This window comes from Paracoccus onubensis, from assembly GCF_003591515.1.
GTDB classification, from domain to species: Bacteria; Pseudomonadota; Alphaproteobacteria; order Rhodobacterales; family Rhodobacteraceae; genus Paracoccus; species Paracoccus onubensis.
Map to the genome: position 1 here is coordinate 141,651 of NZ_QZCG01000006.1, position 13,661 is coordinate 155,311.

At 62.3% G+C, this 13,661-nt stretch carries 15 protein-coding genes; 6 read left to right on the forward strand and 9 right to left on the reverse strand.

Going from position 1 to position 13,661, the window contains the following annotated elements:
• Positions 1-45: 45 nt before the first annotated feature.
• From D3P04_RS10175 to D3P04_RS10210, 8 genes are all read right to left on the reverse strand, one after another.
• A complete protein-coding gene (locus tag D3P04_RS10175; protein WP_119748487.1) occupies positions 46-2,694 on the reverse strand; it encodes an ATP-binding protein in 2,649 nt (882 codons plus the stop codon).
• Complete coding sequence (locus tag D3P04_RS10180; RefSeq protein ID WP_119748489.1) at positions 2,684-2,995, reverse strand: hypothetical protein; 312 nt, start codon at positions 2,993-2,995, stop codon at positions 2,684-2,686. Before D3P04_RS10180 ends, D3P04_RS10175 begins: the two co-directional genes overlap by 11 nt.
• A gap of 18 nt (positions 2,996-3,013) precedes the next feature.
• Positions 3,014-3,373, reverse strand: coding sequence for a response regulator transcription factor (locus D3P04_RS10185; protein ID WP_119748491.1), 360 nt, complete (start codon positions 3,371-3,373; stop codon positions 3,014-3,016).
• A 113-nt stretch (positions 3,374-3,486) separates the two neighbouring features.
• Positions 3,487-4,770: a short-chain fatty acyl-CoA regulator family protein gene (locus tag D3P04_RS10190; RefSeq protein WP_119748493.1), complete on the reverse strand. Its 1,284-nt coding sequence runs from the start codon at positions 4,768-4,770 to the stop codon at positions 3,487-3,489.
• Positions 4,771-4,867: 97 nt separating this feature from the next.
• The gene (locus D3P04_RS10195; RefSeq protein WP_119748726.1) at positions 4,868-5,710 is read right to left on the reverse strand and encodes an ATP-binding protein; all 843 of its coding nucleotides are present in this window, start codon (positions 5,708-5,710) and stop codon (positions 4,868-4,870) included.
• A gap of 5 nt (positions 5,711-5,715) precedes the next feature.
• Complete coding sequence (gene tatC, locus D3P04_RS10200; protein ID WP_232844958.1) at positions 5,716-6,570, reverse strand: twin-arginine translocase subunit TatC; 855 nt, start codon at positions 6,568-6,570, stop codon at positions 5,716-5,718.
• 1 nt (position 6,571) lies between these two features.
• The gene (gene tatB / locus D3P04_RS10205; RefSeq protein WP_119748497.1) at positions 6,572-7,057 is read right to left on the reverse strand and encodes a Sec-independent protein translocase protein TatB; all 486 of its coding nucleotides are present in this window, start codon (positions 7,055-7,057) and stop codon (positions 6,572-6,574) included.
• Between the two features lie 16 nt (positions 7,058-7,073).
• A complete protein-coding gene (locus D3P04_RS10210; RefSeq protein ID WP_119748499.1) occupies positions 7,074-7,322 on the reverse strand; it encodes a twin-arginine translocase TatA/TatE family subunit in 249 nt (82 codons plus the stop codon).
• Positions 7,323-7,449: 127 nt separating this feature from the next.
• On the opposite strand from D3P04_RS10210, the gene D3P04_RS10215 reads away from it, so the two are divergent.
• From D3P04_RS10215 to D3P04_RS10240, 6 genes are all read left to right on the forward strand, one after another.
• Complete coding sequence (locus tag D3P04_RS10215) at positions 7,450-8,067, forward strand: MarC family protein (RefSeq protein WP_119748501.1); 618 nt, start codon at positions 7,450-7,452, stop codon at positions 8,065-8,067.
• A complete protein-coding gene (locus tag D3P04_RS10220) occupies positions 8,067-8,633 on the forward strand; it encodes a retropepsin-like aspartic protease family protein (protein ID WP_119748503.1) in 567 nt (188 codons plus the stop codon). Before D3P04_RS10215 ends, D3P04_RS10220 begins: the two co-directional genes overlap by 1 nt.
• A gap of 102 nt (positions 8,634-8,735) precedes the next feature.
• Positions 8,736-9,182, forward strand: a complete 447-nt coding sequence (locus tag D3P04_RS10225) for a MarR family winged helix-turn-helix transcriptional regulator (protein WP_119748505.1) — start codon at positions 8,736-8,738, stop codon at positions 9,180-9,182.
• 80 nt (positions 9,183-9,262) lie between these two features.
• Complete coding sequence (gene tkt / locus D3P04_RS10230) at positions 9,263-11,290, forward strand: transketolase (protein ID WP_119748507.1); 2,028 nt, start codon at positions 9,263-9,265, stop codon at positions 11,288-11,290.
• Positions 11,291-11,345: 55 nt separating this feature from the next.
• On the forward strand, positions 11,346-12,293 hold the full coding sequence (locus tag D3P04_RS10235; RefSeq protein WP_232844959.1) for a DMT family transporter: 948 nt from the start codon (positions 11,346-11,348) through the stop codon (positions 12,291-12,293).
• On the forward strand, positions 12,293-13,165 hold the full coding sequence (locus D3P04_RS10240) for a lysophospholipid acyltransferase family protein (RefSeq protein ID WP_119748509.1): 873 nt from the start codon (positions 12,293-12,295) through the stop codon (positions 13,163-13,165). The genes D3P04_RS10235 and D3P04_RS10240 overlap by 1 nt, the downstream gene beginning before the upstream one ends.
• A 28-nt stretch (positions 13,166-13,193) precedes the next feature.
• On the opposite strand, the gene ccmE is transcribed toward D3P04_RS10240, so the two are convergent.
• Positions 13,194-13,652, reverse strand: coding sequence for a cytochrome c maturation protein CcmE (gene ccmE / locus D3P04_RS10245; protein WP_119748511.1), 459 nt, complete (start codon positions 13,650-13,652; stop codon positions 13,194-13,196).
• Positions 13,653-13,661 lie beyond the last annotated feature (9 nt).

Sequence of the window (13,661 nt, forward strand, 5' to 3'; positions counted from 1 at the left end):
GACCGTTTTACAGCTCATTTCTGGCAGCAAAGGACTAAGAAAAGGTTAGGATTTATTTGTTCGAGCCATCGCGGGCGGCCTTTTCGGCAAGGTAATGCGGAACGCCGCGCCGCCCTGCCCCGGCAGATAGCTGATATCCCCGCCCAAGGCGGTCATGATTTCACGGCAGATCGCAAGCCCCAGACCTGCCCCGCCTGCCCGCGAAGGCTCGTTCAGCCGCGCGAATTTCTCGAAAATCAGCGACTGACGGGCAATATCGATCCCCGAGCCGTTATCGCTGATATCGATCTGCGGTCCATTCTTTTTGCGCCGGTCAACCCGGATCTTCAGTTCGGGCCGTTCGGCATCGCAATATTTCCGGGCATTGCCGATCACATTGATCAGCACCTGCAGCAACCGGTCGGAATCAGTGATAACCCCTTGATGTTCGGACGGAATATCGCGATCGATCGTAAAGATCCGCTCGGGCCGGATCGCCGACGTGGCCGAAAGCGCCCGGCTGATCAGATCATGCAGGTTGGCCCCCGAAACGGCAATCTGCGCATTGCCGCTTTCAAGAACCGAAAGATCCAGCAGATCGTCCAGAAGCCGTGTCAGCCGTTCCGCCTCGTTATGGATGATCCCGGCAAATCGCATGCGCTCCGCATCGGAAAGATCGGGCGTGCTCAGGATTTCCGAAAATGCCCTGACCGAGGTCATCGGCGTGCGCAATTCATGGCTGATCTGCCCCAGAAAGGCATCCTTCTGCACGGAAAGCGCCGTCAGCTTGTCATTCGCCTCACGCAATTGCCTTGCGATCCGTTCAAGTTCCGCGCTGGCGGTCTCCAACCGCTGCGCCTCTTCCTTGGCGCGCTGGGCCTCGTCTGCGACCTCCATCAGATCCGAGACGGTCAGAGACATCCCGCCAGCCACTCTTTCGATCATCGCATGCGCCGTTGCCGCCCCGACCGAGCCGGCAAGACGCCGTTCAAGCCCGGTCAGGAAGCCGGGCGTCAGATCGGGCAGATAGCCTGATTTTCCCTGCGCCGCCGCGCGGGAGCGGAAATAATGCAGGGCGGCATCCGCGCCCCAGACCCTGCGCGCCATCGCCAGAAGCGGTTCGGCGCGGTCATCGGCACGTGTCTGCCGGGAATGGCTGAACGGCTGAACAGTATTGACGAATGACAACCCTTGCAGCCTTTCGACAGGGTCGGGAAAGCCGAAGATCGAAAGACTGATGAATGCCAAAGTATTACAGGCAAGCGATAGAAAGATCGCAAAAGTCAAAGGGTCCACCTCCGGCCCCGGGGACAGCGCGGAACCGACGCCGATCGAGGGCAGGAATATCAATGCAAGCCAAAGAGCAAACCCGATACCGACCCCCGCATATGCACCCATCCGGTTCGCGCCGCGCCACAACAGCCCGCCCAGCATTGCAGGCAGGACCTGTGCCATACCGGTAAAGGCGACCAGCCCCATGGCCGCCAGGGCCGTCGCTCCGCCCGAGGCCTGATGATAGACCCAGCCGGCGCCTGCCACGGCCACGATGGCAAGCCTTCGCGCGTTCAACACGAATCCGCGCAGATCCTCGGGATCATCACCCGCCGGACGGCGGCGCAAAAACAGCCAAAGCGGCGTCAGCCAGTGGTTCGAGATCATCGTCGCCAATGCAATCGCGCTGACCACCACCATCGAGGTCGCAGCCGAGAACCCGCCAAGAAAGACCAGCAATGCCAGAAAATTCTGTCCGGATGCCTGCGGCAAGGTCAGCATATACAGATCCGGATTGGCGTCTGCGGGCAATATCTCGGCCCCGACCACGGCGATAGGAAGCACGAAAAGCGACATCGCGAAGAGATAGGCGGGGAAAGCCCATCCGGCGACATGCAGACGCTCTTCATCGGCGGCCTCTACGACCATGACCTGAAACATCCTTGGAAGCGTCAACACCGCCGCAGCCGAGACGATATTCAGGGCGGTCCAGCGATCCGGACGCAATATCCAGCCTTCCCGCGATGGATCGGCGGCAGCCGATGAGATCCGCGAGACGATATCGCCGGGACCATCTGCAAGCCCCCAGACCACGAATACTCCAAGCGCGAGAAATGCCACCAGCTTGACCACCGCTTCAAGCGCGATGGCGGTCACGACACCATGATGCCGCTCATCCGCGTCCAGATTGCGGGTGCCGAACAGGATCGCAAACAGCGCAAGTCCCGCAGCCACCCACAAGGCAGTTCCTCCACCTATCTTCGGCGCGTTCGGGGATTGCGTGGCGAACACTTCGAATGACAGGCTGACGGATTGCAGTTGCAGCGCAATATAGGGCGTAGCGGCAATGACGGCGATCAGGGTGATCAGGGCGGCCAGCGGGTTCGATTTTCCGAAACGGGCCGAAATCAGATCGGCGATGGATGTGACATGATGCATCCGCGCCACCCGCACCAGCCTGCGCAGCCCCCACCAGGCGCCGGTAAACACGATGGTCGGGCCGATATAGATGGTCGCGAATTCCAGACCCGAACGGCTGGCATATCCGACCGCGCCGTAAAAGGTCCAGGCCGAACAATAGACCGACAGTGACAGCGTATAGACCGCCGGATGATCGAGCCAGCGGACATGGCCGCGCTGCGCTGCCCGATCGGCCGCAAAGGCCACGCCGAACAGCAGCGCCACATAGGCAAGGCATCCTGCGACCAACGCCTCAAAGGGCATCGCGGTCATTCCTGACGGTTGCATCATCCGTCCCGGGCGCATCGCCCAGCACGGCGGTTTCCGCAAGTGCCGCGGCATCGGCACGGATCAAAGCGCGGTGCAACAGCCTGACAGACAGGATCAGCACCGCCCAGAAGCCGAACAGCGCAAGCATCCCGGTGGCAAAGCTGAACGCCTTTGGCAGCCACCAGACCGGCAACAGCATGGCAATCGCCGCCAGCACCGGCAAAACCCGCGCCGCATCTCCCAGCCGCCTGCGCCTGAACGAGGCGCGTTCGAGAAAAAGTGGACGTTCAGGCATGATTGCTCCGGATCGCGCTCATTCCAGCATCCGCCTGACTTGTTCGCATAGCATGTCATTCGCGAAGGGTTTCAGCATCACCGCGTCGGCCTGTGCCGCGGACTCTGCCGGTTGGCCGCGGGCGGTCAGCATCAGAACCGGCGTTTCGGCCAGCGACCGGTCGCTTTCGGCCCGCAATTCCGACAGGATCTCGGCGCCGGAACGGTTCGGCAGCATGAGGTCGAGTATCACCAGACGCGGGCGCAGGTTTCTGATCGCCGCCATCCCGCCCCATCCATCGTCATGAAGCTCCAGGCTCCATCCCTCGCGCGTCAGGATAAAGCGCACGGCCTCGGCGATGTTCGGCTCGTCCTCGATCATCAGGATGTCGGGTGTCATCGGGTAAGCGCCGCCTCCTCCTTCGGCTGTTCCGCCTAGTTTGCAGTAACCGAGCCCTCTGTCAAAAACCAGTTTCCGGCGCGACCGATATCCCAGGCATATAAAGGTCCGGATCACGGCCCCTGCACCGCCGGAGCCGGAGAAAGAATAGACGGCTCGCGCCGGGCCGGGCATTCGATGCGCGGACAGATCCGGCAAGACGCGCCGATCCGGATCACCGGAGCAGGCCCATTCGCAGCTTTCTCGACAGGCAGAATCAGCATCTGCGCCCGGGTCAGAACCGGCCCGAACGCGCCCTCGGGTTGACTGCGGGTGGCATAGCTGATGGTGCTGAACCGGTGCTGTTGCGGCGTCTCCACCTGTGCACTGATCGCGGTCTGTGGCGCTGCCAGTGCCTGATAAAGCGGCCATAGCGGACAGGCATCGCCGGGGCGCGGCAGCGGAAAGCCCGGCGCGGGACGGCGCAAGGTCAACGTCCCCGAGCCGTCGCAGACCAACAGTCCCGCCTCTTCGAAACCCGGCGGACGCAGCGCCGCCAGCCGCCGCATCACCAGATCGAGCGGCGCCCGCATCCGCGTGGCGATCCGCAGCGGATCACCTTCTTCCGACGCCGCAGCCAATGCCGCATCCGGCAGCGCCGCCCGCTCATCCTCCATCCGCGCCAGATGGTCCCGTGCCAGCGCACGCGCGGCATCCGAGGCAAGATCGGTAGCCTTGTCGATCGGCGGCGCACCTGCGGCCATCCATGCCTCGACCTCCTCTTGCGGAGTGAAAATGCCGCCTTCGGTCTCGAAACCGTCCAGATAGGCCACCAGAGCCTGCGCCGTGGTTGACAGGCGCAGACTGTCCTCGGCCAGATTGGCGTGGAACCGATGCCGCCATTCCACGGGCACATCGCCCTCTTCCGCAAGAATCGTGGCGGTCGAGCGCAGGGAGGTCACGGCCGAAAGCACCTCGTGCAGATTGGTCAGCAGATAGGGATCCTGCGTCATCCGGTCGGACAGGTTGATCAATTGCCGCTCAAGCGCATCGGAACGCCGCGCCGTGGCGATCAATGTCGCGGACCAGCCCGGAAACCGCGCCAGAATCTCGGCTGCCTGCTCCAGTTCGGGCGCAAGCTCGCCGGTCGAGGGCGCCCGCGCCGCAGCTTCGCGCAGTGCCGCGATCCGCGCCTCTTCGCGGCCAGCGGTCAGTTCAGCAGCCGGAACCTCCAGCGCCTCGGCAAGCCGCGCGACCAGCCTGTCGCCCACGGGGCGGCGGTTATGCTCGATCAGGTTCAGATAGGCGGGCGAAATACCGGCGGCCCGGGCAATATCCGCCTGCCTTCGCCGCAGCGCAAGCCGGCGTTCACGAATGCGGGTGCCGGTCAGGATATGGGTGGGGCTGCGCAGGGTCATGGCGGATATGAAACCCGGCCAAGGTCGGTGACGCAAGACATTTGCCACGCTTCCAGGTGGTTCGGCCTGCACGGACGCCAAAATGCGTCAGGCGGGATTAAAGTGCGACCCCATGCCGCCCGGCCAGATCGGTAAAGAACTGCCACGCCACCCGACCCGAGCGTCCGCCGCGCGTCGCTTGCCATTCCACTGCCTCGGCGCGCAATTCCTCGGCCTCGATCCGCAGATCATAAGCGTCGCAATAGCCCTGCACCATGGCAAGATATTCATCCTGCGAGCAGGGATGGAAACCCAGCCACAGGCCGAACCGGTCGGACAGCGACACCTTTTCCTCGACCGCCTCGCCCGGATGGATCGCGGTCGAGCGTTCATTGTCGATCATGTCGCGCGGCATCAGATGGCGGCGGTTCGAGGTCGCGTAAAGGATCACATTCGCAGGCCGCCCGCTGATCCCGCCATCCAGTACCGCCTTGAGCGATTTGTATTGCGTATCATCATGGCTGAAAGACAGATCATCCGAGAACAGCAGGAAGCGCCGGTCCTTCGCGTTGCCCAGAATGGCCAGAAGCCGCCCGACCGATCCCAGATCCTCGCGGGCGATTTCCACCAGTACCAGCGGCAGACCCTGCGCGACGGCCTCGGCATGAACCGCCTTGACCAGCGAGGATTTCCCCATGCCGCGCGCACCCCAGAGCAGCGCGTTATTCGCGCCATAGCCCCGGGCGAATTGCATCGTATTCGCCAGCAGGATGTCCTTGGCCCGGTCGATGCCGATCAATTGCACCAGATCGACGCGGTTGACCGTCTCGACCGGTTCAAGGCGGTCCGGGTCGGGATGCCAGACATAGGCGGCAGCTTCCGTAAAGCGCGGCGCGGGATGCGGCACCGGCGCCAGTCGTTCCAATGCGGCGGCGATACGCTCAAGCGCCGTGTCGTTCATATCCTTCATTCCTCATCCTCGACCCACAGCCCCTGTGCCTTCAAGTCGGCCTCGCGCCGCTTCTCGATCCGTCGGACAAGCTGGATCGAGACCTCGTAGAGCCCGTAGATCACCGAGAACAGCACGACCTGCGAGACGACATCCGGCGGAGTGGCGATCGCGGCAAGAACCAGAATGGCGACAACGGCGTATCTGCGCACCGCGCCCAACCCTTCACTGGAAACCAGCCCGGCCTTGCCCATCAGCGTCAGCAGCACCGGAAGCTGGAAACTGAGACCGAAAGCCATCAGGAATTTCAATGTCAGGTTAAGATATTCCTGCATCGAGCCCTGAAACGCGATTCCCGCGAGTTGCCGGGTTTCCGTCGCCTCTTCGGAAGTGGCGACCAGCGGCCCCTGCTGAAAGCCAAGGAAGAAATCATAGGCCATCGGCAGAATGACGTAATAGGCGAATGAGGCTCCGATCGCGAACATCACCGGCGAAGCGATCAGAAACGGCAGGAAAGCGCCCTTTTCGCTACGATACAGACCGGGGGCGACGAAGCGCCATAATTGATAGCCGATGATCGGGAATGCCAAGGCGAAACCGCCAAAGAACGAGATATTGATGGCGGTAAAGAAACCCTCTTGCAATTTGATGATCTGCAATTGGCAATCCTGTCCGCGACCGGCCAGAGCATGGCAGATCGGCTGGGTCAGGAAATTATAGATCGGTTGCCAGACGGTGTAGCACAGCACCATCATGATAACGAAGGCCAGAAGCGACCAGATGATCCGGGTCCGCAATTCGGCCAGATGCTCGATCAGCGGGGCCGAGCTGTCGTCGATCTCGTCTTCGTCATTCTGCGGGTTCGTGGCCAATTCAGTCGTCTTTCGTATCCGACCGGCGCACCGCATGAAGGCGTCGCTTGCCGGTGTCTGCCGTGCCGCCGGACGCTTCATTTGCCGGCCTTGACGTGATCTTGTCTGGTTCGGGTTTATCCGGCGCCACCTCGTCCCGACCGCTTTGCGCAGGGGGCGGAGGCGCATCGGGATCCCGGCGAATCCTGTTATCCGGGCGATTGGGCTCCCATTTCTCGAACCGGTCCGCCACGCGGTCCAAAGCATCCAGACCCAGCGATTTCTTCGATGTCAGTGATTTGAGATCCTTGATCGAATCCGTCGCCTCATCGATGCCGGAACTCTTGGCGGCCTCTTCCATCGCCGAGGAAAACTCACGCGCCATGCTGCGTGCGCGGGCGGTAAAGCGTCCCAGCGCATGGAACAGATGCGGCAGATCCTTGGGGCCGACCACGATCAGGGCAACGACCCCGATCAGCAAAAGCTCACTCCAGCCGACGTCCAGCATCGCCGCGTCCTTCGCCTCAGCTACGGTTGTCGCTGTGATCGGGCGTCACGTCCTTGGCACGCTCACCCGGCATGCCCTGCCCGTCATGACTACCGTCATCGGCGGCTTTCTCGATCTCTTCGGTGCCGTCCTTCACGCCTTTCTTGAAGGCGGTGATGCCCTTGCCGACCTCGCCCATCAGCGACGAAATCTTGCCGCGCCCGAACAGAACCAGCACCACGACAGCGATCAGAAGAAGGCCGGGAAGGCCGATATTGTTCAGCATTGCGATCTCCCTTGTGCGGGGCCTGACGCCCGCGTGCCACATTTAGGGACTCTGTCCGGGGATTGCAAAGCCCGATTGCGTGATCGGTCCTACTTGGCAGGGATTGGCATAGCGGTAATAAGGAAGCATGGAGATTTCGCTTTACATCACCGCTTTCGTCACGCTTTTCGTGGTCATCGACCCGGTGGGGCTGACGCCGGTCTTCATCGCGCTCACCCCGGGAATGTCCGCGTCGGACCGCGCGCGAATCGGGCGGCGGGCCGTGGTGATCTCGGCGATCCTGCTGACATTGTTCGGGTTGGCGGGTCAGGCGATCCTGAATGGCATCGGTATATCACTTTCCGCATTCCGCATCGCGGGTGGCATACTCCTGTTTCTGACCGCGCTTGACATGCTGTTCGAACGCCGGACCGCAAGGCGCGAAGGTCAGGGCAAGGACGAGGATGCCGAAAACGACCCGTCGGTCTTTCCGCTGGCGACGCCACTGCTGGCCGGTCCCGGTTCGCTGGCGACCATGATCCTGCTGGTCGGACAGGAGTCCGGCGTCCTGCATGTCGTGATGGTTCATCTGACCATGCTGGCGGTGCTGGTCATCGCATTGGCGCTGTTTCACCTTGCGACACCGCTGGCCCGCGCGCTGGGACGAACCGGTACGATGGTGGTCACGCGATTGCTGGGAATGTTGCTGGCCGCCCTGTCGATCCAGTTCGTGATCGACGGGCTGCAAGGTTCGGGGTTGTTCTGATGTTCGCCGATGACTGGGGCAGCATCGCCTATTCCGTCACGCTTCTGGTGCTGCTTGGCGGCGCGTTGATCGTGGAATTCTCGGGGCGCGGGGGACAGGCCATCCGGCAGCTTGCGCTTTGGGTGGTCATCTTCGCCGGGGTGGCCTTTGCCGCCAATCTCTGGTTCGACCGGCAAAGCGAGCCGCGCTTTCTGGAAGGCGGGCGAATCGAGATACCGGCCAGTCCGGACGGCCATTTCTACCTGACCGCCGAAGCGAATGGTGAGCCGATAGAATTCATGATCGACACGGGCGCGACGATGATGGTGCTGACCCGCGAAGACACCCGCAAGATCGGCATCGATCCCGACCGTCTGGACTACCGGGACCGGGCCAGCACCGCGAACGGATTGGTGCGGACCGCTCCGGTCACGATCAGGGAGTTCCGGATCGGCGGTATCACCGATTCCGATATTCGCGCATCGGTCAATGACGGTGCGCTAAGCGACTCGCTTCTGGGCATGTCTTATCTGAAGCGCTTCGCCCGTATCAGTTTCGAAGGCGATCTGCTGGTCCTGGAGCGGTGAGCTGTCACGGCAAGGATAACCGGGTTTCAACTGCGGCTGCGCCTCATATTCCCGTTGCAACCGCAACCGCTCTTTGCTGTTCTGCGGGCAAAGGAGACCGTGATGCCATTCATGCTGGATGAATTCCTGCCTTATCGACTGAACGTCGCCGCCACTCTGATCAGCCGCCGCTTCGCCGCCCTGCATCAGGAAGAGACCGGACTGTCGATCCCCGAATGGCGGGTCATGGCGCATCTGGCCAATGAAGGACAGGTCAGTATACGCGACATTCACGCCCGGGTGAATCTCGACAAATCCATTGTCAGCCGGGCCGCCGCCCGGCTGGAACAAGCCGGACATCTTCGCAAATCCGGACATATGCAGGACCGTCGCCTCATCTCGCTCGAGCTGACACCGAAGGGACAGGACCTGATGCAGCGGCTGGGAGAAATCGCGGATGCATTTCAAGCCAGGCTTCATGCCGAACTGGGACCCGAGGCTGAACGGTTCGAAACCATGCTGGAGCAGCTTATCACCAATGCGGCCCGGGGCAATGACACCGCAGCATGAGAACGAGGACCTGCCGCCTTGCAACCGGAACACGTTAACCCTAACAAGTGCCCGAACCCATTCTGACCCAAGGGAACGTCATGGATATTGAAACCCGCCGCAATGCCGACCCCGATCACTGGAAACTGGCCAGCGCAATCCGCATTCTGGCGATGGATGCCGTCGAGGCCGCCAATTCCGGCCATCCCGGCATGCCGATGGGCATGGCCGATGTGGCCACGGTCCTGTTCCGCAAACATCTGAAATTCGACGCCTCGGCGCCGAACTGGTTCGACCGCGACCGTTTCGTCCTGTCCGCAGGGCATGGCTCGATGTTGCTTTACGCATTGCTGCACCTGACCGGTTACAAGCAGATGACGATCGGTCAGATCAAGAATTTCCGGCAGCTTGGCTCGATTACCGCAGGCCATCCGGAATACGGCCATGCCGAAGGAATCGAGACGACCACCGGTCCGCTTGGGCAAGGCATCTCGACCGCCGTGGGCATGGCCATCGCCGAAGAGGCGATGCGGGCGGAATTCGGCGCAGATCTTTGCGATCACCGGACATGGGTCATCGCCGGCGACGGCTGCCTGATGGAAGGGATCAGCCATGAAGCCGTGGGTCTGGCCGGAAATCAGCAGCTGGGCCGTCTGATCGTTCTTTGGGACAATAACGACATCACCATCGACGGGCGCGTCAGCCTGTCGGACAAGACCGACCAGATGGCGCGCTTTGCCGCTGCGGGCTGGCGGGTGCTGGAATGCGATGGCCATGACGCGGCGGATATCGACCGCGCCCTGACCGAAGCCGCAAAAGAAGACGGCCGCCCGGTTCTGGTCTCCTGCAAGACGATCATTGGTTTCGGCGCGCCGAACAAGGCGGATTCGTCGAAAGCGCATGGTTCTCCCCTGGGTGCGGACGAAATCGCCGCCACCCGCAAGGGTTACGGCTGGAACCACACGACGCCATTCGAAATTCCCGAGGATATCGTGCAAAGCTGGCATGAGATCGGCGCGCGTGGCGAAACTCCCCGCAAGGAATGGCAATCGCGGGTGGATGTGCTGAGCGCCGATAGCCGCGACGAATTTGCTCGCCGTATCAGCAATGATGCGCATCCGGAACTGGCGAAAACCGTCGCGATGGTGAAACAGCAGACGTCAGAGGAACAGCCCAAGCTCGCCACCCGGAAGGCCAGCGAGAATGTTCTGGCCGCGCTTAACCCGCTGATGGCCGAGAATTTCGGCGGTTCGGCCGATCTGACCGGTTCGAACAATACCCTGACTCCCGAGATGGGCGTATTCAGCCCCGAGAACCGCACGGGCCGTTATATCCATTACGGTATCCGCGAACATGGCATGGCGGCCGCGATGAACGGGATCTGGCTGCATGGCGGCTTCCGGCCCTATGGCGGCACCTTCCTGACCTTCACCGATTACGCGCGCGGCGCGATGCGGCTTTCGGCACTGATGGGGCTGCCGGTCGTCTATGTGATGACCCATGACTCCATCGGTCTGGGCGAGGACGGGCCGACCCATCAGCCGGTCGAGCATCTGGCGATCTGCCGCGCCACGCCGAATACGCTGACGCTGCGCCCCTGCGATCAGGTCGAGACGGCGGAAGCCTGGGAAATCGCCCTGTCCGAGAACGACACGCCTTCCGTCATGGCCCTGTCGCGACAGGGCCTGCCGACGCTCCGGACCAGCCATTCCGATGAGAACCTGTCCCGCAGGGGCGCCTATATCCTGCGCGAAGCCAGTGGCGGCAAACCCGCTGTGGTGCTGATGGCAACCGGCTCGGAAGTCGAGATTGCGGTCGCCGCACGCGAGACGCTCGAGGCGGAGGGCACGCCGACGCGCGTCGTCTCGGTTCCCTCGATGGAGCTGTTCCGCGCGCAATCCCGGGAATATCGTGCAGAGGTCCTGCCCGGCAATACCGTGCGCGTCGCCATCGAGGCCGCCATCCGCCAACCCTGGGAATGGCTGCTGCTGGGCGAGCGGGGCAATGAGGCGAAATCGGCATTCGTCGGGATGGAGGGCTTTGGCGCCTCGGCTCCGGCGCCGGCGCTTTACAAGGAGTTCGGGATTACCGCAGAGGCCGTGACCGAGCGCGTCAGGTCACTGTTGTGAAAAAGATTCTTGCCTCCGGCGGGGATATTTTCATGAGGAAGAAGCAGCCGGGCATTTGCTCGGCTGTTTGCATGGCGTTCTGATGCAGGTGCTGGCGCGGGCATTCGCCTTGATGGGGCGCGAGCGGGACGGGCTGCGGCCGGTCCGTGACAGCAACGCCTCGGCAATCCTGCTACTGCTTGCCGCGATCCTGGGCTTTACGCTGATGGATGCGACCGCGAAATTCCTGACGCAGCATTATCACCCGGGACAGGTGATCTGGGTGCGCTTTACCGGCAATCTGCTGATCTTCGCCGCGATCTTCCGCGGACGGATGTTCGGGCTGTTAAGGACGAAACAACCAGGTTTGCAGGTCGGGAGAGCCCTGTCGCAACTTGCTTCGGTGGGGCTGTTCTTCACATCGCTGCAATTCATCGGGCTGGCCGAAGCCACCGCGATCATGGATATGAACCCGGTGCTGATCACGCTGGGAGCCGCGCTGTTTCTGGGTGAGAAGATCGGCCCTCGCCGGCTGGCCGGGATCGCTGCCGCGATGATCGGTGCGTTGATCATCATCCGCCCCGGTCTCGGCGTCTTCCAGCCCGCTGCCCTGCTGCCGCTTGCCGGCACCTTCACCTTTGCGGCGGGGGCGCTGCTGACGCGGATGGTGCGAAGCGATTCCGTGGAAACCTCGGTCATGTGGTCGGCGGCGTTCGGAACGGCTGTCACCACGTTATTCGTGCCCTTCGTCTGGCAGCCCATCGATCCGGCGCATTGGTGGATCGTCCTGCTGCTGGCATTTTTCGGCACGCTGAGCCAATGGCTTCTGGTCCGGGCCTTCTCGACCGGCGAAGCGGGCGTGCTGGCACCGTTCGGATATACCGGGCTGATCTGGGCCGGATTATGGGGCATCCTGTTCTTTGGACAGTTCCCCGATCGCTGGACCATCACCGGCGCAGCGATTATCGTTGGCGCAGGTCTTTATGTATGGTCGCGCGAATATCGTGGGGCGCGAAAGGATTAATGAGCGACGGTGAGAAACTTCCGCTAGGCGACCGGCTGGCAAATGCGGCTTTCGTGGCTGTGATGAGCGTCGCGAGACTGTTGCCCTATGAACGGCGCATTCCGGCGCTGGGCTGGCTGTTTTCGAATCTTCTGGCCCCGGTGGCCGGATGGCGACGGCGGATCCGCGACAATCTGGCGTTGGCCCGCCCCGATCTGACCCGCGACGAGGTCGAGGCGGTGGTCCGCGCGGTGCCGAACAATGCCGGCCGGTCTGTCGCCGAAATCTACTCGGGACATGAATTCACCGACCGGATCCGTTCATCCGACCCGCTGGAGGGGCCGGGCCTGCTCGAGCTGGAGGCCGCTTTCGCATCCGGGCGCCCCGTCATCATCGCCTGCGCGCATTTCGGCAATTACGACGCCATGCGCACTGCGCTGTCGGCGCGGGGCTGGCCCGTGGGGGCGCTGTACAGGCCCATGAACAACGAGGCCTTCAACCGCCATTACATTCCCGCAATCACCGCCATTGCCGAGCCGCTTTTCCCACGCGGACGCGCGGGACTTGCGGCGATGCTTCGCTTTCTGAAAGGGGGCGGCTGGCTGGCATTGGGATATGACCAGTTCGACCGGCATGCGCCCGAATTGCAGTTTTTCGACCTGCCCAGCAGGACCGTCCTGACCCCGGCCGAACTGGCGATCCGTTACAACGCGTTGATCCTGCCGGTGCATGGCATCCGCCAGCCGGACGGGCTGTCATTCCGCGTCCATGTCGGAGAGCCGGTCGACCATGACGAGCCCGCAGTGATGATGCAGGCCCTGAATGACGATCTAGAGGCGCTGGTGCGCCGTCATATGGAGCAATGGTTCTGGGTTCACCGGCGCTGGAAGTAACGGCGCTGGAAGTAACGGCGAAGCGGGCTCAGCTTTCCGGCTCCTGATAAACGCCGCTTGCCTTCAGCGTATCGACCACTTCGCGCGGCATATAGGTCTCGTCATGTTTGGCCAGCAGATCCCGCGCCTCGAAGCGGCCGTCGCGATAATATCCCTTGGCGATCGTGCCCTGCCCTTCGCTGAACAGATCTGGCCGGGGATCATTGCCGACATAGCTGACCGGAATTTCCACCAGACCATCGGTGATCACGAATTCAAAGGCCACGCCGTCGCCATTCACCACCGAGCCTTCCTTTACCAATCCGCCAAGCTGGAAATATTCATCCGGCGAAACCGCGCTTTCGCTGACCTGCGTGGGAGAGCGGTAAAGATTGATCCCGTCGCGGAAACCATAGCCGATCAGAACCGCAGAGACCGCAAGGGCGGCGGCTGCGGCCAGCAGGATCTGAATCCGGCGGCGCTTCTTCAGCGATTTCAAACCGGCCATATTGCGCCC